Below are 25083 nucleotides of genomic sequence, written 5' to 3'. Positions count from 1 at the left end.
AGTCTGAAGACTTAGTCTTTTTTCAAATTTTCATTAATCAAGAATTCAACCAGTGCTTTTTGCGCATGCAGACGGTTTTCAGCTTCATCCCAAACCACGGCATTTTTGTGGTCTAACATGTTTTCTGAAATCTCTTCGCCACGGTGAGCTGGCAGACAGTGCATGAATAGGCAATCTGGGTGAGCAAGATCCATTAAACGTTCATTCACCTGATAGTCAGCAAAGGCTTTTTCACGGATTTTTTGCTCTTCCTCCTGTCCCATACTTGCCCAGACATCAGTCACAATTAGGTCGGCATTTACGGCAGCATCTTCAGCAGAATCTACAAGTTCTACGCAATGGGCAAATTCAGTCAAGAATTTTTCTTGTGGTTCATAGCCTTTAGGTGCAGCAATTTTTAATTTAAAGCCCCACATATGTGCAGCTTCAATATAAGAGTTACACATGTTGTTGCCATCCCCAATCCAGGCAACTGTCTTACCTTCAACTGAACCACGGTGTTCAAGATAAGTTTGCATGTCGGCTAAAAGCTGGCAAGGGTGGTGGTCATCAGTTAAAGCATTAATGACTGGAACTTTTGAATAAGAGGCAAAACGTTCCACAATGTCATGACCAAAAGTACGGATCATCACAATATCAAGCATGCTTGAAATCACACGTGCTGAATCTTCAACAGGTTCACCACGCCCCAATTGTGAGTCACGTGATGATAGGAAAATTGCACTACCACCAAACTGGCTCATACCTGCTTCAAACGAAACACGCGTACGGGTGCTCGATTTTTCAAAAATCATGCCCATGACTTTGCCAACAAAAGGTTGGAAAACTTCGTTGTTATGCTGCTTGCGTTTGAGTTCAATTGCACGCTGCAAAATTTGATTCAGTTCTAAAGTCGATAAATCGCGTAAAGTCAGAAAATGACGTAGAGCCATGGTTACTCCACAATAATTGCTGAATCGAGAAAAACAACAATTAGTTGTTGGTTGGTTAAATGAAAAGGGAATCGATTAATATACTATATGCAGAGAGAATTGCAAAAAAACTAGACCTGTTGATGACCTTCCAGGAAACGATCTACACAATAAGTGATGTAATTGATGGTTTCTTGATCATTTTCGCGGATTGGAACACCCATGAGCACACACCATTCAATATTGCGGATAATTCCAAAATAAAGTTGAGCAGAATAAATTGGCTGTTTACATTGAATAAGACCAATTTCATCGGCTTTGGTCAGCGCATTGGCTATGGCGATTTGAATATGTTTTGGACCCTGTTCATGAATGTAGAGCGCGAGTTCCGGGTTGCGCTGTGTCTGTTCAATGATTAAACGCAGAAAAGCTACATTTTCTGGAAGCATTAAGTGTTGCTTAACATTCATCAGGGTTTGGATTAAATAGACACGAAGATCATCTTTACCGTGTTCAAAAGGGATGCAGATATCTTTAAAAAACTGTTCCCGACGATAATCACAAATTGCTTTGAATAAGCCTTCTTTATTACCAAAGAAGCCTTAGATCCGCCTGCGTGTTGCACAATATCATCCAGTGATACAGCATCGTAACCACGTTCTAAAAACAGGTCGGTTGCACTGACTAATAATGCCACACATCGCTCATGACCACGCTTGGTTGGTGGTATATCTTTACCTAAAGGAGCTAAATGGGCGATTTTATGCATATTGGATAAAAAACTAACAATTAAATAGGAGGGAAATTGTTATTATAACAAATATATGTACAGCGTGCTGTGTAGAAGTGTACTCGCGTACGGCATGATTTGAACTGAAAAAAGTCATTATTTCAGAAAATAGCTCAAATTTAGCTTATTTAGCGTACAAAAAAGCTGTGTTTATCAAAAATAAATAATACCTAATATCACGAAAATTTATTGTGCAATAAATTTGAGAATTATTTGACTAAAGTTATAGAGTAAAAATTCTAAAGAGTCATGGTCAAACAGAGGTTTATGGATATACTCAAACTTCGATAAATAAAGTGAAACTGTGGAAAGGAAGATGACACAACAAATGTCTGCAGGCTTAAGATTTAGACAAGCACTGGAAGTTGAAAAGCCATTACAAATTATCGGCACAGTGAATGCCTATGCAGCCATGATGGCGAAAGAAGTGGGTTATAAAGCCATTTATGTATCGGGTGCAGGAGTTGCCAACTATTCTTACGGATTGCCTGACTTGGGTATGACCAGTTTAGACAATGTTCTTGAAGATGTTCGTCGTATTACTGAACGTGTTGACACCCCATTATTGGTCGATATCGATACAGGTTGGGGCGGCGCATTTAACATCGCCCGTACTGTTAAACAAATGATTGCGGCTGGTGCAGCGGCAGTGCATATTGAAGATCAGGTCGCACAAAAGCGTTGTGGTCACCGTCCGAATAAAGAAATCGTGACCCAGCAGGAAATGGTAGACCGTATTAAAGCTGCGGTGGATGCCAAAACCGATTCAAATTTTGTGGTGATGGCGCGTACCGATGCCTTGCAAAAAGAAGGTTTGCAAGCTGTGATTGACCGTGCATGTGCATGTGTGGAAGCGGGTGCGGACGCGATTTTTGCTGAAGCAATGACTGACATCACCATGTATAAAACCGTATGCGATGCAGTCGGTGTACCGGTTTTAGCGAATATTACCGAATTTGGTGATACCCCTTATTATACCGTAGATGAATTGGGTGAACAGGGCATTCGCATGGTGCTGTATCCATTGTCAGCAACGCGTGCAATGCAGAAAGCAGCTTTGGAAGTGATGCGTTCTATTCGTGAAAATGGTACGCAAGTCAATGTCTTGGATAAGATGCAGCAGCGTAAAGAGCTTTACCAATTCCTTGATTATCACACCTTTGAAAACACCTTGGACAAATTATTTAAATAAAACATTCAAAACGGAGTATTGAAAATGGCTGAAGGAAAAGTACTGACAGGCGCAGGTTTGCGCGGACAGGTAGCAGGTAAAACAGCACTCTCAACAGTTGGTAAAAGCGGTGCTGGTTTAACCTATCGCGGTTATGATGTGCAAGATTTGGCTGAAAACTGCCAGTTTGAAGAAGTGGCTTACCTGATTTTCTTTGGTGAATTGCCAACCAAAGAACAGCTTGCTGCTTATAAAGCTAAATTGAAATCACTTCGCCATTTGCCGCAGGCATTGAAAGAAGTTCTGGAACGTATTCCTGCGGATTCGCATCCAATGGATGTGATGCGTACTGGTGTTTCCATGTTGGGTAATCTGGAAACAGAACAATCTTTCGATATACAGCAAGATGTTGCAGATCGTATTTTGGCGACTTTACCTGCAATCATCTGCTACTGGTATCGTTTTAGCCATGATGGCGTACGTATTGAAGAAAATACCGATGATGATTCGATCGGTGCGCAATTCCTGCATTTACTTCGTGGTGAAAAACCAAATGAATTGCATGAACAGGTGATGAATGTATCGCTGATTCTTTATGCTGAGCATGAATTTAACGCTTCAACATTTACTGCACGTGTATGCGCTTCGACATTGTCTGATATGCATTCATGCATTACCGGTGCGATTGGTTCACTACGTGGTCCATTACACGGTGGTGCAAACGAAGCAGCTATGGAAATGATTGAAAACTGGACGTCTCCGGAAGAAGCTGAGCGTGAAATGCTGGGCAAGCTTGAACGTAAAGAAAAGATCATGGGCTTTGGTCATGCAATCTACAAAGACAATGACCCACGTAATAGTATCATCAAGATCTGGTCTGAGCGTTTAGCAAAAGACGTGGGTGATACGGTGCTTTATCCTGTATCCGTGCGCTGTGAAGAAGTCATGTGGCGTGAGAAGAAATTGTTCTGTAATGCGGATTTCTTCCATGCATCTGCCTATCACTTCATGGGTATTCCGACCAAACTGTTCACGCCAATCTTTGTGATGAGCCGTGTAACAGGCTGGGCAGCACATGTAATGGAACAGCGTGCAGACAACCGTATTATCCGTCCAAGCGCGGATTATACTGGTCCTGAACTGCGTAAAGTGGTTCCAATTGCAGAGCGTACTGCAGCTTAAGATAAAAGCATGAATAAAGCCTCTTTGGAGGCTTTATTTTTTTGCTAACAATAAAACCGGATCTTCAATGGTGTAACCGGTTTCAAAAGGAATCCCCAGATATTTCACTACTGCGAGGATTTTCTGTTGCTGAGGAATTTTGTAGGCTTGGGAAATGCTTAATCCATGGCGATAATCAATTGCCTGGTGGATCTGGCTTTTCAAGGTCTTATTACTAAGCTGGTATTTGTAAGTATATTTGGGAATATATTGTTGCGGGTCATACCAGGATTTTTCCTTAGAGGGTGTTTTCTTTAAAACCTGAATTTTGATCGATTGCTTTGGTATGGGCACCAGTGGAGTCAGTCGTTTTTTAATTTTTGCGACTTCTTTGTCGAATCGTTGACTGTCCTGATCATAATCAATTTGTTTGGTTTTAGGATTAATATACAGCGAATTAACCTGAATCAGCTTTTCAGGCTGTGTATTATTTTTAAATTGATAATAATAAAGCTGCGGCAGGCGACCACGTCCATCGAGATAATGTTTAAGCACATAGACTTTTTGCTCTTTGCCTTCATAACCCAAGACTTCTATATTTTGAGGACCGCCGACGGTTGCAAAACTGGTGCAGGGTAGCAGTATTAAGCTAAATGAGAAAGTTCTAATATTAAACATTATTAAATTCCTGAATGAGTTTGGTTATTTCATCTGCAATATATTGAGTTAAAACAGAAAGCCGTTTTAACGGTGTACCATGAATAAAATAATGAAAGTTGTGTATTTTATTTAAATATAAAATTGAGATGAAAAATGTGCCTTCAGGTTTACTTTCGGTTGCACTGCCACCTGGTTTCAGTAAACCGGTACAGGCCACCACAAAATCTGCATGGGTAAATAACTTTTTGCCTTGTATTGCCATTGCCTCTGTAACTTCAGCAGATTCGGCGGTATATTTTTCTATAAGCTTGGCATCAATATCTAGGATATCGATTTTGATTGATGGATCATAACTGACTAGTCCACCCAGCAAAATCTCGGCACCACTGTTTTTGCAAATAGAAAATTGACTGCAAAGGTAGCCAGAGCTGGCGCTTTCAATAAAGGCAATCTTTAATTGATGTTGTTCAAGTAAGTCACAGCATTTTTTTATCATTTTTAAAATAATTAAACTTTAAAGTGGTCTACATTGTAATGCAAAAATTGACGAGAACATCTGAATTTCATTTGGAGTATCCGATCTCAATAATTGCTACTTTATGTGAGAGAGTTCGATATTATTATTTTTTATTCAGTACAGAATAAAACCTATTACTTTAATAATGTTCATATAGTTTTATTTATATTGCTGATTAATATGAATTAAATTTCATGAAAAGTTCTTTATAATTGTATCTGAACTGTAATTTTATTTTAATTAATGTTAAAATGAGGCAGATTGTTGTATGTCGCTTTGATGGGGTCGATTGGGTGGAAATTATAAAATTCGTTAAAAGTTTTAATACGGTAAACACTTATTTAATGGTTTCACTGGTTCTTTTAGCTTTTATTGTGGTTTATTTCTATTTTATTAATCCTGTTTAGGGGTTTAAAAAACTATTTCAATTGATCAGGATAAATGATCTTTGAGGAATCAGATATTGAATATTCAAATTTGGATATATCCAATCTTAAAAAGATTGGAACCTGAACAAATAAAAACCCAGTGATTGCACTGGGTTTTTTGCACTTGAAAATTGGATTTAATTTTCAAGTGCAGGAGTCGCAGCAGCAATGGCAGCAGCAACTGCATCATCTTCAGACTGAGCTTCATTGTTTGATTTGGCTTGAGTTTCTGAAGCTGGTTTTGGTTCAGTTTTCGGTGTTACTGGTTTTGGTTCAGCTTTTGGTGTTTCAGTAGCACTTTGCTGAGGTACTTCACGACGAATGACTGTAGTTGTATTTGGCGTTTCTTCACGTTCAACTTCTACCTGTGCTGGAACTTGAGCATCGTTATTTTCAACAGATTCCAAAGGTACAGCTTCTGCAGGCTGATTCATTTGTTCAGTTTGCTCGGTTGTTTCAACCTGTTCTTGCTCATCTTCCTTTGGTGTTTCTTTTTTTACACACGCTGTTAAAAGTAAACTTGTTGCAATAGCACCACAAAGTAAAAGTTTGTTATTCATAATCGCACAAAATAAAGCATTAATTGGATGTTGCCATTATAACAGCAAATACGAATATAAAAATCCTATCAAGTTGCTCTAATTTTTTATCGGAAATGCTGATAGAATAACCAATTGTTTATTGTTCTATGAATTGATGCGGAATGACTTTGCTTTATTGGTACAGAGTAAAGTAAAATCGCACAACATTGTAGGCCAATTTAGGCTCCATTGTACGAGAAACTTAATGACCCATTTTATTTTCGTTACTGGTGGTGTTGTATCATCACTAGGTAAAGGTATTTCAGCTGCATCTGTGGCTGCGCTTTTAGAAGCCCGTGGTTTAAAAGTGACCATGGTCAAAATGGATCCATACATTAATGTCGATCCAGGGACGATGAGTCCGTTCCAACATGGGGAAGTTTTTGTCACAGAGGATGGTGCTGAAACTGACTTAGACTTGGGTTATTACGAACGTTTCTTACGTCGTGCGAAAATGACCAAACTGAACAACTTCACATCAGGCCGTGTTTATCAAGACGTTTTAAATAAAGAGCGTCGAGGTGATTACCTGGGTGGTACAGTTCAAGTTATTCCACATATTACCGATAATATTAAAGAACGTGTTCTTCGCGCTGGTGAAGGCTATGACGTTGCAATTGTGGAAATTGGCGGAACAGTAGGTGACATTGAATCTCTCCCATTCATGGAATCTGTACGTCAGTTAATGGTAGAGCTTGGTCATAAACGTACTATGCTTATGCACTTGACCTTACTTCCATATATTAAGTCAGCAGCAGAACTGAAAACCAAACCGACTCAGCACTCTGTGAAAGAGTTGTTATCTATCGGTATTCAACCAGACATTTTGATCTGCCGTACCGAACATGATGTAGATGCGGATACAACCCGTAAAATTGCACTATTCACTAACGTTGAAGCGCGTGCAGTTGTGGTATGTAAAGATGCACGTTCTATTTATCAAATCCCACGTACTTTCTACGAACAAAATGTTGATGATTTAATCTGTGAACGTTTTGGCTATAACGACCTTCCAGAAGCTGATCTTTCAGATTGGGATAATGTAGTTGAAGCATTATTGAATCCTGAATATACAGTTCGTGTAGCGATGGTGGGTAAATATGTTGAACTTCCAGATGCCTACAAATCTGTAAACGAAGCACTTTTACATGCTGGGGTTAAAAACCGCGTTAAAGTTCAAATTGACTACGTGAATGCGGAAGAACTTGAAAGCCAAGATGTTGCGACAGTATTAAAAGATGCTGATGCAATCCTGGTTCCAGGCGGCTTTGGTGAGCGTGGTACTGAAGGCAAAATGCAGGCGATTAAATACGCACGTGAAAATGGCGTGCCATTCCTAGGTATCTGCCTAGGTATGCAGCTTGCAGTGATTGAATACGCGCGTAATGTTGCGGGTATTACCGATGCAACATCTACAGAATTCAACCGTTCAACTAAATCGCCTTTAATTGGTTTGATTACTGAATGGTTAGATGAGCGTGGTGAGGTTCAACAGCGTTCAGCAGATTCAGACCTTGGCGGTACGATGCGTCTTGGTGCACAAAAATCTGAACTGGTTGAAGGCACTAAAACTCGTGAAGTGTATGGTAGTGCAGACATCATTGAACGTCACCGTCACCGTTACGAAATGAACAACCGTTATATTCCAGTGCTTGAAGAAAAAGGCATGAAGATTTCAGGTTATTCACCAGTACAACATTTAGTAGAAACTGTTGAAATTCCTCAACATCCTTGGTTTATTGCTGTACAATTCCATCCGGAATTTACAAGTTCACCACGTGATGGTCATCCATTGTTTGCTAGCTTTATTGATGCTGCGAAAAAACAGTACCAAAAAACCAAATAATGGCTGAAGGACTAAACTAGGAAAGTTTAAATGTCGCAATTAAAACCACAAGAAATTGTACGTTTAGGCGATATACAAATGGCAAATCACTTGCCATTTGTATTATTCGGCGGAATGAATGTACTTGAGTCAAAAGACCTGGCTTTTGAAATTGCAGAAACTTATGTAGACATCTGCAAACGTCTGGAAATTCCTTACGTGTTCAAAGCAAGTTTTGATAAAGCCAACCGTTCAAGCTTGAACTCTTTCCGTGGCCCTGGCCTCGAAAAAGGGATCGAGTGGTTAGCGGACATTAAAAAACATTTTAATGTACCCATCATTACCGATGTGCATGAGCCGTATCAGGCTGCTCCTGTGGCGGAAGTTGCTGATATTATTCAGCTTCCAGCATTTTTAAGTCGTCAGACTGACCTGGTTGAAGCGATGGCGAAAACAGATGCCATTATCAACATCAAAAAAGCACAGTTCCTTGCTCCGCACGAAATGCGCCATATCCTGCATAAATGTCTGGAAGCCGGAAATGACAAACTGATTCTTTGTGAACGTGGTTCAGCATTTGGCTACAACAACCTGGTTGTAGACATGTTGGGCTTCGACATCATGAAAGAAATGAATGTACCTGTGTTCTTTGATGTGACCCATGCGCTGCAAACCCCGGGTGGTCGTGCTGACTCTGCGGGTGGCCGTCGTGCGCAAATTACAACTTTGGCGCGTGCAGGTATGGCAACCGGTCTTGCAGGTTTATTCCTTGAAGCACATCCAGACCCGGAACATGCTAAATGTGATGGTCCATGTGCACTCCGTATGTCACAACTTGAGCCTTTCTTGGCGCAGCTTAAAGAATTGGATACCTTGGTCAAAGGTTTCAAAAAGCTAGATACACACTAAATTAGATACATATTGATGCCTTCTAAAGCATCTTGTTATTCATCAACTGAGGAATTGTTCATGAGTCAAATCGTTGACATTCGTGCACGTGAAATTTTGGACTCTCGTGGTAACCCAACCATCGAAGCAGACGTAATCTTGGCATCTGGCGTAGTTGGCCGTGCATGTGCACCATCAGGTGCTTCAACTGGTTCTCGTGAAGCTTTAGAACTTCGTGACGGCGATAAAGCACGTTACTTGGGTAAAGGCGTTAAAACTGCGGTAAACAACGTTAATACTTTGATCCGTGATGCGTTAGTGGGCAAATCAGTATTCGAGCAAAAAGACATTGATAACACGATGATCGCGCTTGACGGTACTGAAAACAAAGAAAAATTAGGTGCAAACGCAACTCTAGCTGTATCTTTGGCTGCTGCGCGCGCTGCGGCAGAAGAAAAGAAAATTCCACTTTTCCAATACATCGCAGACCTACGTAATAACACAAATTTAATCATGCCTGTACCAATGATGAACATCATCAACGGTGGTTCGCATGCTGACAATAATGTTGATATTCAAGAATTTATGATTGAGCCAGTTGGCTTCAACTCATTCGCTGAAGCTTTACGCGCAGGCGCTGAAATTTTCCATTCACTAAAATCAGTATTAAACAAAAAAGGTTTAAACACTGCAGTTGGTGATGAGGGTGGTTTTGCGCCAAACCTTCGTTCTAACGAAGAAGCGATTACTGTCATTCTTGAAGCAATTGGTCAAACAGGTTACAAGGCTGGTTCTGATATTATGCTTGCGCTTGATTGTGCATCTTCAGAATTCTACAAAAATGGTCAATACATCCTTGCGGGTGAAGGCAACAAAGCATTCACAAGCAACGAATTTTCTGACTATTTAGCTGGTCTTGTAAACCAATACCCAATTATCTCAATTGAAGATGGTTTGGATGAGTCTGATTGGGAAGGTTGGTCTTACCTGACTTCTATCCTTGGTGACAAAATCCAGTTGGTTGGTGATGACCTGTTCGTTACAAACCCGAAAATCCTTCAACGTGGTATCAACGAAAAAGTTGCTAACTCGATTCTGATCAAGTACAACCAAATCGGTACTTTGACTGAAACTTTAGACGCGATCTACCTTGCGAAAGACAATGGTTACACAACTGTTATTTCACACCGTTCAGGCGAAACTGAAGATTCTACAATTGCAGATCTTGCTGTAGGTACTGGGGCTGGTCAAATCAAAACTGGTTCACTTTGCCGTTCTGACCGTGTAGCAAAATATAACCAATTACTTCGTATCGAAGAATTGACTAAAGCTGCATATCGCGGTAAAGCTGAGTTCAAAGGTTTGAACTAAGCACATCATGCTATCTCTATTAAATGTATTTGACTCCAAAGTGAGTAAAGCATTATTGGGCCTTGCGATCATTTTGATCGCAGGGTTTCAGTACTTATTCTGGTTTGGTGAGGGTGGTTACCATGATCATCAAAAACTGGCGCAAAAAATTCAACAACAAACAGAATTAAATACCGAACTCAAAGAACGTAATCGAGTTCTTGCTGCTGAAGTCTATGACTTAAAAAATGGTATTGAAGCCATTGAAGAGCATGCACGTTTAGACCTAGGCTTGATCAAGCCGCATGAAACTTTTGTACAAATGAGCACCATTGGCACTCACTATAAACCGATTTATATTGATCCAAATGCCAAAGTCGATTTAAGAACCAATGAAAATGAAACTGGAGCACCTGTAGAAAGTGCACCATAAAATTTGGGCAGTCATTCCTGCCGCTGGTTCCGGAAGCCGTTTTTCTAAAACTGAACTTAAACAATATCAACAGATTCAAGATCAAACTGTACTTGAACATACCATTGCACGTCTGAATCAGTTGCCTCTGGCAGGTTATGTTCTTGCTATTGGGACGCAGGATGATGTTGCAAAAAGCTTGGCATTATCCAATCCTGAAAGGGCACATTTTTGTTCGGGTGGTGCAGAACGGGTCAATTCGGTTCTCAATGCCTTAAGCTATCTTGAAGCATTTGCAGCTGAAGAGGATTGGGTATTTGTCCATGACGCAGCACGTCCTTGTGTGACCCAAGACTGTTTGCAGCGTTTAGTGAATACCGCTATTCAGGAAAATTGCAGTGCGATTTTGGCGATTCCTGTCCGTGACACGTTAAAATATGTTGAACAGACAAATACTATTACTAAGACGGTCAGTCGCGATCATTTATGGCAAGCTCAGACACCACAAATTTCAAAACTGGGTATTTTAAAACATGCCATTGAAAAAGCATTGCAGGATGGCATGATCATTACGGATGAAGCTAGTGCTTTAGAATATGTGGGTGAGCAGGTGAACGTGGTACAGGGCCGATCAGATAATATTAAAATCACCTATGCGGATGATCTGGAACTGGCCAAATTGATTTTAATGTCGCAAAAATAAATTGGCTGTAGATATGTTATCTACATCGCTTTAATTTTATAATTTCTCACCTCATCTAAACGTTCAATTATTTCAAATGGTGCCATCCCCCCAGTATCGTTTTTTACGTCACTCATTACGTGACGGTAGAAGCATTAAACATGACTCATCCAGATGGGCGAAACTCCACTTAGATCCGTGGCTACTTTCTTTTCTGGTATTGAATGCAATTCTGGGATTGATGGTGGTTTATAGTGCCACCATGCAGGATAGCAGTATGGTCATCCGCCAGGCGACCAGCTTTGGTGTGGGCTTTATTATCATGTTTCTTTGTGCCCAGGTTCCGCCAAAAGTTTACCAGGCTGTCAGTCCCTATTTTTATATTCTGGGTATGGTGCTATTGGTATTGGTACTGGTTATTGGTGATACGCGTTTAGGGGCGAAGCGTTGGCTGACCATTCCGGGCATTGGCAGTATGCAGCCGAGTGAAATCATGAAATTTGCCATGCCACTGATGATGGCTTGGTATTTCTCGCGTCGTGCATTTCCACCTACATTTCTGCAAATTATGACCGGACTCATCTTGATGATGATTCCTTTTGTACTGGTGGCATTACAGCCTGACCTGAATATTGGTCTGATTATTCCTGGTGTTTTTGTCTTGTTCCTGTGTGGCATGTCTTGGCGTTTGATTCTGGGAGCTCTGACGGCTTTGGCAGTTGCGGCACCGGTTTTATGGATGTTTGTACTGCAAACCTATCAGAAGAAACGTATCTTGACTTTATTTGATCCTGAGTCAGATGCCTTGGGTGCTGGCTGGAACATCATCCAGTCTAAAATTGCCATTGGTTCCGGTGGTTTAACCGGTAAAGGCTATTTGACCGGTACTCAGTCACATTTGGGTTATTTACCTGAACATCATACCGACTTCATTATGTCGGCCTATGCTGAAGAATATGGCTTTGTCGGGGTATTTTTATTATTTAGCTTGTTTGCTGCGATTATTATTCGTTGCTTGATGATTGGGTTAAATAGCTTCCATAATTTTGGACGGTTATATGCAGGTGCTATAGGACTGACGTTCTTTTTCTTTGTATTTTTAAACTCAGGTATGGCAAGTGGGATTCTACCTGTGACTGGAGATCCTCTGCCACTAATGAGTTATGGGGGTTCGGCAGTAATTTCCTTGCTGGCAAGTATGGGGATTGTGATGTCGATCCATACCCATCGTTGAGGATGATATTGAAAAGCTAGATTTGATCTAGCTTTTTTATTTTTGGGGAAAATAAATGGATTTATTTGAACAATCAATGAGGATGGTTAATGAATTAAATCAAGAACTATCACAGTCTGAATTTGTAGATGGCGGGCTACGTTTAGATTTAGTATATCAATGTTGTGACATATCGATTGAACATGGATTAGCGGTTAAAACATTATTAGAAGCTTAACTGTTTATATCGGCTCTTGCACTGTTTCGTACGCAATTTGAATCTTTAGTACGCGCTTATTGGATATTATTTGCAGCAACGGACGAGCAAGTGTGTGAGTTGGGCGTGCTGGATTCAATAGAGCAGCTTACTTTAAAGGAACATAAAAGTATTAGCCGTTTTACTGCAACGCCGATGATTGAAGCTTTGAAGGAAATTCAGGAAATCAAGCATATTGTCGCTCAACTCGAAGAGTTCAAGTTATTCTCTTTGGATTATCTTAATTCAATTGTACATAGTGGGAAGCAAACATTTTTGCGTCACACCTTTGGTTTGGGTGATGAACACAAAAAATTGATTATTAAGCAATCTAACAATTTAACGATGATGAGTGCACAGATTTATTTAAAACATACATTGCCTGATCGTCAAAAGCTTATTCAGATTTTTCTTCAAAAGTATCGTGAATGTTTTATGTTGCCTGAGGATATATCGAAAGAAGAGCGGGAAAAGATTTTAGCGCGTTATAAGTAGATGTAAAAAAACCCGCAATTGCGGGTTTTTTATTTCGAGATTATATTAGGTGAGGAACCAGGTGTAATAACCCCAGATCATCAATGGCCATGCGATATATGGACTAAACAGCCATTTCCACAGCCAAAACTTAGGCAGAAATCCTACTCCGTAAATAAATCCACCTGAAATGCCAATCATGATCATCATCAAGGCCCTATGGTTATAGTGGCCATTGGCATCGAGCATGAGGGCTGGGTGAATTAGCAACACCGTAGCAAGAGGCAATGCCATCAAAAATGAAATGGCCATTACAAATTTATTTGGCTTGCTTCCTTCTGCTGTCATTGCGATCTCTGTCATGTTTTATTCCTCATCCAAATCTTGATGATGTTCGATATAAAGGGCACTTAATACGCCTGCAAAGCACGCCATTAAAATCCCGAGAATCCATGCGAAATACCACATAATTTTATCTCCTAAAACACAGCCTTAGTACAGGCTGTGTGAATTCTCTTGAATATGTTTTTTGGTAATTACGCCCCACATCTTATAGTAACACCAAGTGGTGTAACTCAAAATAATTGGAACAAAAATACAGGCAGCAACAGTCATTACAGTCAGTGTGTTTTTACTTGATACGGCATCCCACATTGTCAAGCTGGCAACAGGGTTGATGCTTGAAGGCATAAGGAATGGGAACAATGCAAAACCAGCTGTTAAAATTGCACCAATTACCATGAACGAGGTGCCCAGGAAGCTTAAACCGGCTTTTGCTTTCGCAGCAGCGGCAATTACAATCAGGCTTCCCAAGATTGCCATGATCGGTGCAATCATGGTGATTGGATAAGTCGAGTAGTTATTCATCCAGCCATGGTTGCCATTAGTAATGACTTCTTTGGCAAGAGGGTTTGCTACAGCATTTGTATCAAATGGTTGAGCTAAAGTATAACCTTCAATGTTACCGAAGTATAACCATGCTCCAGCGCCTAGGAAGCAGACAAGGAACACTACACCCATTAATTGAGTTGCTTTCGCAGAACGTGCGTGTAAGTCGCCATCGGTACGAAGCATCAACCAGGCACCGCCATGCGCACTTAGCATGGATAAGCTGACAATACCGCAAACCAAGGCAAATGGGTTGAGCAGGGCAAAGAAGCTACCAGTATAAGTTGAACGTACAGTTTCATCTAAGGTGAATGGTACACCAAGGAACATATTACCGAAGGCAACACCGAAGACTAAAGCAGGCACGGCACCACCAACAGCCAAACCCCAGTCCCAAGAGTTACGCCATTTTTTGTTCTCAAGTTTAGAACGATAGTCAAAACCTACAGGTCTTAAGAACAGGGCAAACAGTACCAGTAATAGTGCCCAGTACATGCCGGAGAATGCGGTTGCATAAACCATTGGCCATGCAGCAAACAGTGCACCACCTGCGGTAATGAACCAGACCTGGTTACCGTCCCAGTGCGGGGCAATCGTATTGATTGCCGCACGGCGTTCTTCATCATTTTTGCCCACGAATGGCATGATTGCCATAGAGCCCATATCGAAGCCATCGGTGAGGGCAAAACCAATCAGTAGTACACCAACCAGAACCCACCAGATAATTTTGAGTAATTCATATTCGATCATGATTGAGCCTCCGCAGCAGCGTGGTTTTGATCAGCGCCTTTTTCAAAGTGGTATTTACCAGTATGTAAAGAACTTGGACCTAAGCGCGCGAATTTGATCATTAAGTACATTTCGATAATAAGAAGTACTGTATAGAACGCTGCAAGTGCCAGGATTGAACCCCAAATGTCCCCAGTACTTAAGCTTGAAGCAGAAAGGTGTGTAGGTAAAACCTCACCAATCGTCCACGGTTGACGACCGCCTTCAGCAACATACCAGCCAGTCTGTGTAGCAATCCACGGTAATGGAAGGCCGTATAGTGCAAATTTAAGTAACCAAGGCTTGTTTTCTGCATTGCGTTTAGCCACTGCATAAGTTGCAAGGATAAACAGAAGCAGCATCAAGAAACCGGAAGCAACCATTGCACGGAACGAGAAGAACAGGGCAGTTACGTTAGGAACAGTATCCTTAGTTGCTGCTTTGATTTGCTCTTCAGAAGCATCTACTACATTTGGTGTGTATTTTTTAAGAAGTAAGCCGTAACCCAAGTCTTTTTGGTTTTCTTTGAAGGAAGCCATAAGCGCTGGTGAGCGATCGCCTGCACGAAGTTTTTCAAGTTCGGCATATGCAGTCATACCATTGCGGATACGAAGCTCATGTTGAACCATCAGGTCTTTCAGGCCAGTCACTTCTTTATCAAGAGAACGTGTTGCAATGATACCCATCACATATGGAATTTTGATGGCATAGTCAGTGCGTTGTTCTTCCTGATTTGGAATACCAAACAATGTAAATGGAGCAGGTGCCGGGTGAGTTTCCCATTCTGCTTCAATTGCAGCCAATTTGGTTTTTTGTACATCACCCAGTTCATAGCCTGATTCATCACCCAGTAAAATTACGGATAATGTAGAAGCTAAACCAAAGATAGCAGCAATCGCGAAAGAGCGACGAGCAAAAGGTAAGTCACGTTTTTTAAGCAAGTAGTAGCTAGAAATTGCCAAAACGAAAACTGCACCAGTCACATAACCTGAAGATACAGTATGGACGAATTTAACCTGAGCCACCGGGTTGAAAATCAGTGCACCGAAGTCAACCAGTTCCATACGCATGGTTTCAAAGTTAAACGCTGCGCCCACAGGATTTTGCATCCAGCCATTGGCAACTAGAATCCAAAGTGCCGACATGTTTGAGCCGAGAGCAACCAGCCAGGTCACGCCTAAATGCTGAACTTTGGAAAGCCGGTCCCAGCCGAAGAAGAATAGACCAATAAAAGTCGATTCCAAGAAAAACGCCATTAATCCTTCAATAGCCAGTGGCGCACCGAAAATGTCACCGACATAATGCGAATAGTACGCCCAGTTTGTACCAAACTGGAACTCCATGGTTAAGCCTGTAGTTACACCCAAGGCAAAGTTAATACCAAAAAGTTTTCCCCAGAATTTGGTCATGTCTTTATAAATTTCTTTACCGGAAATCACATAGGTGGTTTCCATGATGGCAAGAATAAAAGCCAGACCAAGAGTAAGAGGTACAAATATAAAGTGATACAACGCGGTCATTGCAAATTGGAACCGCGAAAGATCGACCACGCTTTCAGAAATCATCAACGTGTCTCCTTGATTTGGGAAGGGCTGCCAGCAATATGCTCGGCAACTTGAGTGTCAAAATTTTGAGGGATAGTCGGGGCGTCGAACCAGATGTGTTTAATCGTCAGTAAGAGTGCAACCTTAATTATTAAAATGACTGCGATCTCTCGAACTAAACGTTGATTGTAATCTTTCGGTATTAAGCTCATACAAATAAGCCTATTTTTTTAAACTTGATCTATATTATTAAACAAAAAATAACTAAAAATAAATAGATGAAACAATTAAAATAAAAATATATTATATTTATGTTTTAAAACAATGATTTATGTTGAGGTTGTGATAAAAAATATACTGATTTTTTGCAATTATTAAGTTGACTAAAACGCTGCGTATTTAATTTTTAATTCTGACTAAAATAGTTATATATACTTTTAAATCCAACTAAACACTTGTATTTTTTTAGTAGATATAATTAATTGATAATTGTTCTTGTTTAAATTTCAATTTAATATGTTTTATATAAACGCAATTAAACACATTTACCTAAAATGTAAGATGGATGAGAGAAGAAGTTATAATTCTTTCATCAAAAAAAGACCACACGAATGTGGTCTTTTTAATAACTTTTCTAATTAGATGAAGAGGGCTTAGAAGTTATATTCCATACCAAGACCGAATACAGTCATAGTGTCATCTTCACCAGCAGCTGTTTTCCAGTCACGTTCTTGAGAAGCAACGATACCGTACATACGAGCTTGTTTGTTGAAGTAGTAATCTACACCAAGGCCGTATTGATTGATGTCACGATCAACAGAAGTAGTTCCAGCTGTGTATTCTGTATTCGCATTTGCGTATTCAGCTTTTACAACCCATGGAGTTGAACCGATTTTATATGCAGCGGCAATTGTGAAAGCATCTTCTTGTAAGCCTTTAGCAGCGGTCAGATCGTCAGATGGTTCAGCAGTTTGCCATAAACCACCTAAAGTAAAGCCGTTGATACCCACTTTAGAGAAGTCATAAGCTCCAGTGATACGGAAAGCATCAGAAATATATTTTTTACCATCAAAACCTACATATTTACCTTCAACAGCAGAGTTTGCTGCTAGGCCTAAAGATAAGCCAAGGTCTTTGTTATCATATAGGACAGATGCTGAGATACCATCACCGAAGCCATCACGGGCACTATCGTCACCAGAAGTGCCAGCTGCAGCAGCAGTTGAATTTTCACCTTGTAGCGCCATAATGTTGAATTGAACGCCGCCAAGCAATTTTTTGTCAGTTTCGATACCGATCGCATTTTTAGGACGTTCTTCACCGTGCATCATGTTGGTAATGTCAAGACGAGTGTGATCGTTGAAGATATCTTGAGCACTGCCAGCAGCTGTTTTGAAATAAGAATCGTAGTTACCTGCTTTTAGTGTACCTAAACCAGCCCATTTAAGACCGATGAAGCGGTTACGTGCACTCCAGTCAGTATCTGAACCAGAACCATCAGTAGAAACAGCCCATTCTGCTTGATAAACAGCTGACAGGTTGTCAGTCAGTTTCTCTTCACCTTTTACACCAATACGTGAAGCATGAGAGCTTACTTCAGAAACATCGTTACCTTTGAAATCGTAGTTATCAACTTGGTCGATAGATACGTTCAGTTTGCCATACAAAGTTGGTGCCGCTTGTGCTGCACTCATCCCCAAAGCCGCTACTGCAGTAGCGAGAAGTAATTTTTTCATTGAGATATTTCTCCAAAACACGGTTCTAAATGGCATTTGCCTTACTTAACACTTCTTTTTTAGTTTGCTTAAGTACAAAAAATTACAAAAGCTCACCAACTTGCTATGCAGTATCTGTAATGTTTGTGACAGAGAAGTGAATGAAAAATGACAGTTTGATGACGTATTGAAGGACAAAAATTAAATTACATTTCTTCTTTTTGTTATGAAAATAAAAAAATGGAGCCGAAGCTCCATTTTCTTTTTATGATTTAAATCAAAGTGCGGCTTTAATTCTTTCAGCCAAAGCCTGGATTTGTTCTTGATCACCCATATGCAATGCATGTTTTCCAAGTTCATGAACTGAACTTGGAATGAGGTGAAAATGAACATGTGGAACCGTTTGACCAGCAGATGCACCTGAGAGTTGCATCAGTACAATACCTTGAACATCGAGTGCTATTTTCATTGCTTGAGCAACTCTTTGCACAATTTGAATGGTATAAGCAGCAGCATCGGGTGGTAGATCAAGCAATGTAATTGCAGGTGTTTTCGGGATGACCAGCGTATGACCCTCTGCCTGTGGCATGATGTCCATAAAAGCCAGAACCTGTTCGTCCTCATACACTTTTATTGCAGGAAGTTCATTACGAATAATTCGTGCAAAAATATTTTGATCATCGTAAAGCATGTCTAGTCCTTGAAAGTGATTGGGTACTGTAATTATTTACAGTTCAATTCTTTCTGACGATCTTTGATGGCGTCAAGTCGTTGTTGCTCTTTTTCTGAAAATTTAGGTTTAGTTGTATAGCAATTGTCATTGCCAAACTTCGCCTTAGCTTCCGGGTCTTTAAAGCAAAAACCTTTAGACGCATAAATGACATCATGGTCATTTTTTAATTGTTGACACTCTTGCTCTGCTGTCGCTGCAAAAGCAGTTGCCCCAAAGAAAGTTGTAAAACTAGCCAAAACTGCAACACTAAGCTTGGTCATGAGGGTTTCCTCTGTGAGAACATTGTGTAGAACACTTCTACACAATATTAGGTTTAATTTATTATTATTCAATGGCGAGTAATTACTCAAGTGTAATTTTACTCCAGGATTCATACATTTTTACAGCACTAGAAAAGTCACTGTCTTTTTCTGCTAAATTGCTGGCTGCCTGAATCAGGCTTTGCGTTAAGGCAATAACCGGCGCTGAGAGTTTAGCATTACGCACCAGGTCAAGTGCAATACCTGTATCTTTGGCTAATAGCGGTAAGGCAAAAGTCAGAGGGAATTCGCGGTTTAAAACCCGTTGTGGCAACACTGTTTCAGTCACACCACTTTTACCGCTTGACGCATTAATGCAGTCTAAAGCTTCATGCAGATTTACGCCATGCGCTTTTAAGGTAGTGAAACCTTCAGCCACTGAACAAAGATTGACAGCCAAAAGCATATTGTTCACGGCTTTGACTGCGAAACCGGCACCTGATTCACCGACATGTTTAATCAGCTTTCCGAAGGCTTGAATTGCAGGAAGGGCTTTTTCAAAAGCAGTGGCTTCACCGCCAATCATCACGGTTAAAGTACCATTTTCGGCACCAATGGTTTGACCGCTTACGGGTGCATCAAGAAAATCTACATCCAATGCTTTTAACTGCTGGCTGAGCTTTTTTGCCGATTCAGGAACACCACTGGTGCAATCGACCCATACCGAACCCGATTTAATCTGAACCGTTGCAATGAGGTCTTCGACTTCCTTGCTGGTTGGTAGGCAGGAAAAAATGATATCTGCTTGAACGGCTTGCTCGAGTTCGACTGCCTGCGTGCCATATTCAGTTGCATGTCCTTTGGCTTTTTCAAAATTACGGTTCCATACATACACCGTATCAAAATGTTGAGGTAAATGTGCTGCCATACGGTAACCCATTGCGCCCAAGCCGATAAATGCAACTGACTGAATCATGATGTTTCCTTTATATTTTGCTTGATCTCTGTTTTAACCAGGTGGTCATGAAAGGCCAGAATTCGTTGGCACTGGACTGACTAGACATCAGTCCTAAATGACCACCGGGGATAAGAGTAAACGTGACATCCTTGCTATTTGTCAATTCAATTAAAGGCTTAACGGCATCTTCGGAAACAATCTGATCGCTACGACCCGCGCCTACCAATAAAGAGCAGTTTATATTTTTTAATTCGATATGTTTATCTTGTAATTTGATAACGCCATTTTTGAGCGGATTTTGTAGCCAGACATTAAAAATCATGTCCTGATTGATGCCGCCAGGGTAGTCAATCATCCGGTTCAGAAAATGACCCATGGTGGCATGTTCGTATAAGGCTTGCAGGTTGTCGAGGTTCGCTAAAAGCTGCTTTTTGCTTTGTATCCATCCCATAGGATCAATAATTTTAAAACCGAGCGAGTTAAGTAGGCCTGGGCTATGAGTCAGATGCTTGGGTACAGTTCCTGAATAAATCTTGTTTTGCAGCGCCTTATTTTTGGCAATCAGTTGATTAACCTTTTGAAACAGCTTCCCGGTACGACCCGAGGCATGACTGTCTACCGGACTACCCAACACAATTAAATTTTTAACGTGGTTCGGTTGATGCAGGGCACAATACAGCATGACAAATACCCCGGCCATACTCCAGCCATGCAGTGAAATTTCATCACTGTTGGAATGCTGACGAATTTGTGCAATGCAATGTGGAATGGCATCGTCAATAAAAGACATGAAATTGAGGAAGCGATCTTTATAGTTATATTGACCCCATTCGATTAAATAGACATCAAAGCCACTATGTTGAAAGTGTTTCACCAATGAGCGGTAAGGGTACAGGTCGTAAATGGCCATGTTGATTGCAAGGGGGGCAACAAAAACCAGAGGTTCTTTATATTGTCTATCCGGTGAGGCGTAATAACGCACCCGGGTTTGTTTGTACTCTGCAATGACTTCATAAGGAGTGTTTTGCGATAAAACCAGTGATTTTGCGTTAAATAAAGTTGTCGATAGGTTTTTGAGTTTTCTTTTATGTTTGGCAATTTTATTTTTAACTTGAATCATTGCTGCAGGTACTAACATATAGGTGGATTGATCGAAGTGTAGGCGATATTTATGCATTATACCTTGACCTTAAATGCCATAGGCGCTCAAAATGTTGGCAATTATTAGCAAAGGCACCAGGACTGGGTAGCAAAGATGAGCCAACAAGACGACCTTGAATACCAATTAGATACTTTAGCCATTCGTACAGGTCATACACGCAGTTTTGAAGGTGAGCACGGCGAGCCAATTTTTCTGACATCTTCATTTGTCTATGAAAATGCAGCAGAAGCCGCAGCTAAGTTTTCAGGTCAGGAACCTGGCAACATTTATTCGCGTTTTACCAACCCGACTGTAGCAATGTTCGAAAAACGTCTTGCAGCCTTGGAAGGTGCTGAACGTGCGGTGGCAACCAGTTCTGGTATGGCAGCAATCATGGCTGTGGCAATGTCCTATTTGAAATTGGGCGATCATGTCATCTGTTCACGTGCGGTATTTGGTTCAACTGTTTCGTTATTTGAAAAGTATGTGGCTAAATTTGGCGTAACTGTTGATTTTGTTGATTTGACAGATGTGCAAGCATGGAAAAATGCCATCAAACCTGAAACAAAATTATTGTTTGTCGAATCTCCATCAAACCCGCTGGCTGAAGTTGCAGATGTTCAAGCTCTGGCAGATATTGCTCATGCCAATGGTGCATTGCTTGCAATTGATAACAGCTTCTGTACCCCAGTATTGCAACAACCAATCAAATTTGGTGCGGACTTGGTTGTTTACTCAGCAACCAAATATCTGGATGGTCAAGGTCGCGCTTTGGGTGGTGCTGTGGTAGGTAATCATAAACTGCTTGAAGAAGTATTTGGTTATGTGCGCACCACTGGCCCGTCAATGAGCCCATTTAATGCCTGGGTATTCTTGAAAGGTCTGGAAACTTTACGTTTACGTATGCGTGAACATTCAGCAAGTGCACAGAAACTGGCTGAATTTTTAAACAATCACGACAAAGTTGAAAAAGTGTATTACGCTGGTTTGCCTTCACATGTCGGTCATGAACTTGCAGCCAAACAGCAAAGCGGTTTTGGCGGTATTGTATCCTTTGAAGTCAAAGGTGGTCGTGAAGGGGCTTGGAAAGTTATCGACAATGCCCAATTTATTTCAATTACCGGTAACCTGGGCGATGTCAAATCCACCATTACCCATCCAGCAACCACCACTCACGGTAAGCTTTCACCAGAAGCAAAAGAGGCTGCAGGGATTCGTGAAGGTTTAATTCGTGTCTCTGTTGGTTTGGAAGATATTGATGATATTATTCGCGACATTAGTCGTGGTTTAGATTTAATCTGATTTTTTATAGATATTGATTTAGAAACTGATTGTTCGGAGAATTTTATGAACATTAATATGTTGATGCAGCAAGCACAGCGCATGCAAAAAGATGTTGAAAACAACATGAAAAAAGCCAAAGAAGAACTTGCTCAAACTGAAGTTCATGCTGAAGCAGGCGGTGGTTTGGTGAAAGTCACCATGACTTGCCGTAACGTGGTAAAACGTATCGAAATCAGTCCTGAACTTCTTCAAGATGATGCCGATATGATTGAAGACCTAATCGCTGCTGCAATGAATGATGCTGCGCGTCAGGCTGAAGCAGTTTCTGAAGAAAAAATTAAATCTGCTAATTCTGGTATGGGCTTGCCACCAGGCCTTGCTGGTTTATTTTAAGGAATGCGTTGAGTGTTTAGTGATCGATTTGATCAGCTGGTACAAGCTTTACGTATTTTGCCAAGTGTTGGGCCGAAATCGGCTCAGCGCATGGCATTACACCTGATCATGAAAAACAGGGAAGGTGCAGTTGGTTTGGCACATGCTTTGAATGAAGCAGCCACCTACATTCATGAATGTAGCATTTGTCATTCACTGACGGAAAATGAAGAGTGTGATATTTGCCTTTCGCATGAACGTGATGATCAATTGTTATGTGTGGTGGAATCACCGGCAGATGTGATGGCGATTGAACAAAGTGGTAGTTTTCGCGGTAAATACCATGTGTTGGGTGGGCATTTATCGCCACTGGATGGTATTGGACCTGAGGAAATTGGTATTCCATATCTGATTCAGCGCCTCAGTCAAGGCCATGTTTCTGAAGTCATCCTGGCAACCAATGCCACAGTTGAAGGTCAGGCGACAGCACATTATCTGGTTGAAGCAACCAAGCATTTGCCTGTTCAGATGACACGAATTGCTCAAGGTGTTCCTCAAGGGGGAGAGCTTGAATATGTCGATAGTCATACCTTAAGTCAGGCTGTGCATAACCGTATGCGTATGAAATAAGTACACAGGTGCTTATTTCATTATTTTTGACAAGAATAAGAAGTGGGTAACATTTAGTTCAAACAAACCTGCACTTATACAAAAAATATATAAAAAATGTTTATTTTCTTATTTAAATGCTCAAATAGCGATAATATACCTTTAAGATATAAATTTTGTTATATCTAAATGTTATATATAGGGTAATATACGTTTAAGAGAATCTGGTTTTTAGACTCGGTAATATGTTTCAGTTCATTCAGCAACAAAAAGATTTAGAAAATATTCTGCACTTGATGGGGCAGACATCCATTTATGGATTGGATACCGAATTCATCAAGGTCGATACCCTGTGGCCTAAACTCGGTGTATTTCAAATTAATGTTGCCGGTCAGGTTTTTTTGCTCGATGGCACAAGTCTAGATTTGTCGGCATTCTGGAAAAAACTGTTCCATGCTCAGCAAAATATCTTTCATGCCTGCAGTGAAGATATCGATTTAATCTATCACTATTCTCAGCAAAAAAGCCTAAGCAATGTTTTTGATACCCAGATAGGCATGTCCTTTTTGGGGCACGGGCTACAGATGAGTTATCAAAATGCGTTAAAGCATATGCTGGATGTTGAAATTGATAAAGACCAGACCCGATCTGACTGGTTGGCGCGTCCGCTTAGTACAGAGCAACTGAATTATGCTGCCAATGATGTGCTTTATCTCATGAACCTGTCCAATAAAATTCAGCATGAATTAAGCGATAAGCATTTGCTGGATTTTGCACTGGAAGATTGCCGTCATCTGACTCATGAAATTGGTCAGGAAACTCCGCTAGAACTGCTTTATCACGATATTGGCAATTATCGACATTCACGCCGTCAATTGATGCAGCTGCAGCAACTGGCAGTATGGCGGGAGCAGATGGTCAAAGCCTTGAATTATCCGCGCAGCTTTATCCTGAAAAACTCTACCCTAATTGATCTGGTGGAAAAAAATCCGCGTAATCATTTTCAGCTGTCCGGCATTAAAGATATTCGACAAAATATTGTGCGTGAATATGGTAAAACCATTCTGGATTTACTTAAATTCTTGCCCAAGCAGGCGGAATGGCCACTGCGTATGGCACGTCCAATTCGTCACTCATCCAAAGAGATTGGGGAAAAAGTCGAAAATGTCATTCAGGCTGTGGTTCAGGAAACCACGGTGCCAAAAGAAGTGTTGATGCGTAAAAAGTGGCTTAATGCATTGTACCAACATGTGGTCTTTCATAATGATGAACAGGATTTACCTGCTTATCTGCTTGGCTGGCGTTATGACGTGCTGACCAAGCCGCTGATTGAAGTTCTGCATGCGGATGAAAATTATCTGTCTATCCAGATGAAAGTGATGGATTAATTTTTAATCATTCTGTTTAAAGAATTAGCATTTATACAAAATCACGACTGATGCGTTAATAATCACTAATGTATCGGTCTTTTTTTTGCTGTATGCTTTGTCCTGAGTTTAATGAGTACTGTTTC

At 40.7% G+C, this 25083-nt stretch carries 28 protein-coding genes and 1 pseudogene; 14 read left to right on the top strand and 15 right to left on the bottom strand.

Going from position 1 to position 25083, the window contains the following annotated elements; genetic code table 11:
• Positions 1-11 precede the first annotated feature (11 nt).
• Positions 12-932 carry an ornithine carbamoyltransferase gene (argF, locus tag ACE01R_RS10925; protein WP_395551216.1) on the bottom strand — a complete coding sequence of 307 codons (921 nt, stop codon included), beginning with the start codon at positions 930-932 and terminating at the stop codon, positions 12-14.
• A gap of 110 nt (positions 933-1042) precedes the next feature.
• Positions 1043-1680: pseudogene (locus tag ACE01R_RS10920) on the bottom strand (TetR/AcrR family transcriptional regulator).
• Between the two features lie 337 nt (positions 1681-2017).
• Here ACE01R_RS10920 and prpB point away from each other — a divergent pair.
• Positions 2018-2893, top strand: a complete 876-nt coding sequence (prpB, locus tag ACE01R_RS10915) for a methylisocitrate lyase (protein ID WP_395551215.1) — start codon at positions 2018-2020, stop codon at positions 2891-2893.
• A gap of 24 nt (positions 2894-2917) precedes the next feature.
• Entirely contained in the window at positions 2918-4054 is a 1137-nt protein-coding gene (prpC, locus tag ACE01R_RS10910) for a 2-methylcitrate synthase (protein WP_395551210.1), read from the top strand.
• Positions 4055-4087: 33 nt separating this feature from the next.
• On the opposite strand, the gene ACE01R_RS10905 is transcribed toward prpC, so the two are convergent.
• The 3 genes from ACE01R_RS10905 to ACE01R_RS10895 all read right to left on the bottom strand — a co-directional run bounded on the left by ACE01R_RS10905 (position 4088) and on the right by ACE01R_RS10895 (position 6198).
• Positions 4088-4711, bottom strand: a complete 624-nt coding sequence (locus tag ACE01R_RS10905) for an aminotransferase (RefSeq protein ID WP_395551209.1) — start codon at positions 4709-4711, stop codon at positions 4088-4090.
• Positions 4704-5189, bottom strand: coding sequence for a CinA family protein (locus ACE01R_RS10900; protein ID WP_395551208.1), 486 nt, complete (start codon positions 5187-5189; stop codon positions 4704-4706). Before ACE01R_RS10900 ends, ACE01R_RS10905 begins: the two co-directional genes overlap by 8 nt.
• Positions 5190-5775: 586 nt before the next feature.
• A complete protein-coding gene (locus tag ACE01R_RS10895; protein ID WP_395551207.1) occupies positions 5776-6198 on the bottom strand; it encodes an internalin in 423 nt (140 codons plus the stop codon).
• 226 nt (positions 6199-6424) lie between these two features.
• Here ACE01R_RS10895 and ACE01R_RS10890 point away from each other — a divergent pair, with 226 nt between their 5' ends.
• The 8 genes from ACE01R_RS10890 to ACE01R_RS10855 all read left to right on the top strand — a co-directional run bounded on the left by ACE01R_RS10890 (position 6425) and on the right by ACE01R_RS10855 (position 13340).
• Complete coding sequence (locus tag ACE01R_RS10890) at positions 6425-8065, top strand: CTP synthase (RefSeq protein WP_395551206.1); 1641 nt, start codon at positions 6425-6427, stop codon at positions 8063-8065.
• A gap of 30 nt (positions 8066-8095) precedes the next feature.
• Positions 8096-8953, top strand: a complete 858-nt coding sequence (kdsA, locus tag ACE01R_RS10885) for a 3-deoxy-8-phosphooctulonate synthase (RefSeq protein WP_086196319.1) — start codon at positions 8096-8098, stop codon at positions 8951-8953.
• A gap of 60 nt (positions 8954-9013) precedes the next feature.
• Entirely contained in the window at positions 9014-10303 is a 1290-nt protein-coding gene (gene eno, locus ACE01R_RS10880; RefSeq protein ID WP_395551205.1) for a phosphopyruvate hydratase, read from the top strand.
• A gap of 7 nt (positions 10304-10310) precedes the next feature.
• Complete coding sequence (locus ACE01R_RS10875; RefSeq protein ID WP_395551204.1) at positions 10311-10715, top strand: septum formation initiator family protein; 405 nt, start codon at positions 10311-10313, stop codon at positions 10713-10715.
• Positions 10705-11397: a 2-C-methyl-D-erythritol 4-phosphate cytidylyltransferase gene (gene ispD / locus ACE01R_RS10870; protein ID WP_395551203.1), complete on the top strand. Its 693-nt coding sequence runs from the start codon at positions 10705-10707 to the stop codon at positions 11395-11397. Before ACE01R_RS10875 ends, ispD begins: the two co-directional genes overlap by 11 nt.
• Before the next feature lie 76 nt (positions 11398-11473).
• Positions 11474-12610 carry a rod shape-determining protein RodA gene (rodA, locus tag ACE01R_RS10865; protein WP_395551202.1) on the top strand — a complete coding sequence of 379 codons (1137 nt, stop codon included), beginning with the start codon at positions 11474-11476 and terminating at the stop codon, positions 12608-12610.
• 55 nt (positions 12611-12665) lie between these two features.
• Positions 12666-12827, top strand: a complete 162-nt coding sequence (locus ACE01R_RS10860; RefSeq protein WP_395551190.1) for a hypothetical protein — start codon at positions 12666-12668, stop codon at positions 12825-12827.
• Complete coding sequence (locus ACE01R_RS10855; protein ID WP_395551272.1) at positions 12828-13340, top strand: DUF6988 family protein; 513 nt, start codon at positions 12828-12830, stop codon at positions 13338-13340.
• A 45-nt stretch (positions 13341-13385) separates the two neighbouring features.
• Here the strand turns inward: ACE01R_RS10855 and ACE01R_RS10850 are convergent, their stop codons facing one another.
• From ACE01R_RS10850 to ACE01R_RS10805, 10 genes are all read right to left on the bottom strand, one after another.
• A complete protein-coding gene (locus tag ACE01R_RS10850) occupies positions 13386-13682 on the bottom strand; it encodes a cyd operon YbgE family protein (protein WP_086196312.1) in 297 nt (98 codons plus the stop codon).
• A 3-nt stretch (positions 13683-13685) separates the two neighbouring features.
• Complete coding sequence (gene cydX, locus ACE01R_RS10845; RefSeq protein WP_002120988.1) at positions 13686-13787, bottom strand: cytochrome bd-I oxidase subunit CydX; 102 nt, start codon at positions 13785-13787, stop codon at positions 13686-13688.
• 24 nt (positions 13788-13811) lie between these two features.
• Positions 13812-14957, bottom strand: a complete 1146-nt coding sequence (cydB, locus tag ACE01R_RS10840; protein ID WP_395551180.1) for a cytochrome d ubiquinol oxidase subunit II — start codon at positions 14955-14957, stop codon at positions 13812-13814.
• Positions 14954-16540 (bottom strand): cytochrome ubiquinol oxidase subunit I, encoded by a 1587-nt coding sequence (locus tag ACE01R_RS10835; protein ID WP_395551175.1) that lies wholly within the window; start codon positions 16538-16540, stop codon positions 14954-14956. The genes cydB and ACE01R_RS10835 overlap by 4 nt, the downstream gene beginning before the upstream one ends.
• Complete coding sequence (cydP, locus tag ACE01R_RS10830) at positions 16540-16731, bottom strand: cytochrome oxidase putative small subunit CydP (protein ID WP_395551174.1); 192 nt, start codon at positions 16729-16731, stop codon at positions 16540-16542. The genes ACE01R_RS10835 and cydP overlap by 1 nt, the downstream gene beginning before the upstream one ends.
• Before the next feature lie 441 nt (positions 16732-17172).
• On the bottom strand, positions 17173-18255 hold the full coding sequence (locus ACE01R_RS10825) for a porin (protein ID WP_395551173.1): 1083 nt from the start codon (positions 18253-18255) through the stop codon (positions 17173-17175).
• A 256-nt stretch (positions 18256-18511) separates the two neighbouring features.
• A complete protein-coding gene (locus ACE01R_RS10820; protein ID WP_395551172.1) occupies positions 18512-18925 on the bottom strand; it encodes an HIT family protein in 414 nt (137 codons plus the stop codon).
• 32 nt (positions 18926-18957) lie between these two features.
• Positions 18958-19227 carry a YARHG domain-containing protein gene (locus tag ACE01R_RS10815; protein WP_086196306.1) on the bottom strand — a complete coding sequence of 90 codons (270 nt, stop codon included), beginning with the start codon at positions 19225-19227 and terminating at the stop codon, positions 18958-18960.
• Between the two features lie 82 nt (positions 19228-19309).
• On the bottom strand, positions 19310-20182 hold the full coding sequence (locus tag ACE01R_RS10810) for an NAD(P)-dependent oxidoreductase (protein WP_395551171.1): 873 nt from the start codon (positions 20180-20182) through the stop codon (positions 19310-19312).
• 10 nt (positions 20183-20192) lie between these two features.
• Entirely contained in the window at positions 20193-21284 is a 1092-nt protein-coding gene (locus ACE01R_RS10805; protein WP_395551271.1) for an alpha/beta fold hydrolase, read from the bottom strand.
• Positions 21285-21419: 135 nt separating this feature from the next.
• Between ACE01R_RS10805 and ACE01R_RS10800 the strand changes: the two genes are divergently transcribed.
• From ACE01R_RS10800 to ACE01R_RS10785, 4 genes are all read left to right on the top strand, one after another.
• Positions 21420-22607 (top strand): O-succinylhomoserine sulfhydrylase, encoded by a 1188-nt coding sequence (locus ACE01R_RS10800; protein ID WP_395551170.1) that lies wholly within the window; start codon positions 21420-21422, stop codon positions 22605-22607.
• A gap of 45 nt (positions 22608-22652) precedes the next feature.
• The gene (locus ACE01R_RS10795; protein ID WP_395551168.1) at positions 22653-22982 is read left to right on the top strand and encodes a YbaB/EbfC family nucleoid-associated protein; all 330 of its coding nucleotides are present in this window, start codon (positions 22653-22655) and stop codon (positions 22980-22982) included.
• Positions 22983-22994: 12 nt separating this feature from the next.
• Complete coding sequence (gene recR / locus ACE01R_RS10790; protein ID WP_395551161.1) at positions 22995-23591, top strand: recombination mediator RecR; 597 nt, start codon at positions 22995-22997, stop codon at positions 23589-23591.
• A gap of 224 nt (positions 23592-23815) precedes the next feature.
• A complete protein-coding gene (locus tag ACE01R_RS10785; RefSeq protein WP_395551157.1) occupies positions 23816-24958 on the top strand; it encodes a ribonuclease D in 1143 nt (380 codons plus the stop codon).
• Positions 24959-25083 lie beyond the last annotated feature (125 nt).

The sequence above is a fragment of the Acinetobacter sp. BSP-28 genome (assembly GCF_044130285.1).
Lineage (GTDB): Bacteria > Pseudomonadota > Gammaproteobacteria > Pseudomonadales > Moraxellaceae > Acinetobacter.
Note: the sequence above shows the minus strand (reverse complement) of the source record. Positions and strands in the feature narration are given on the sequence as shown.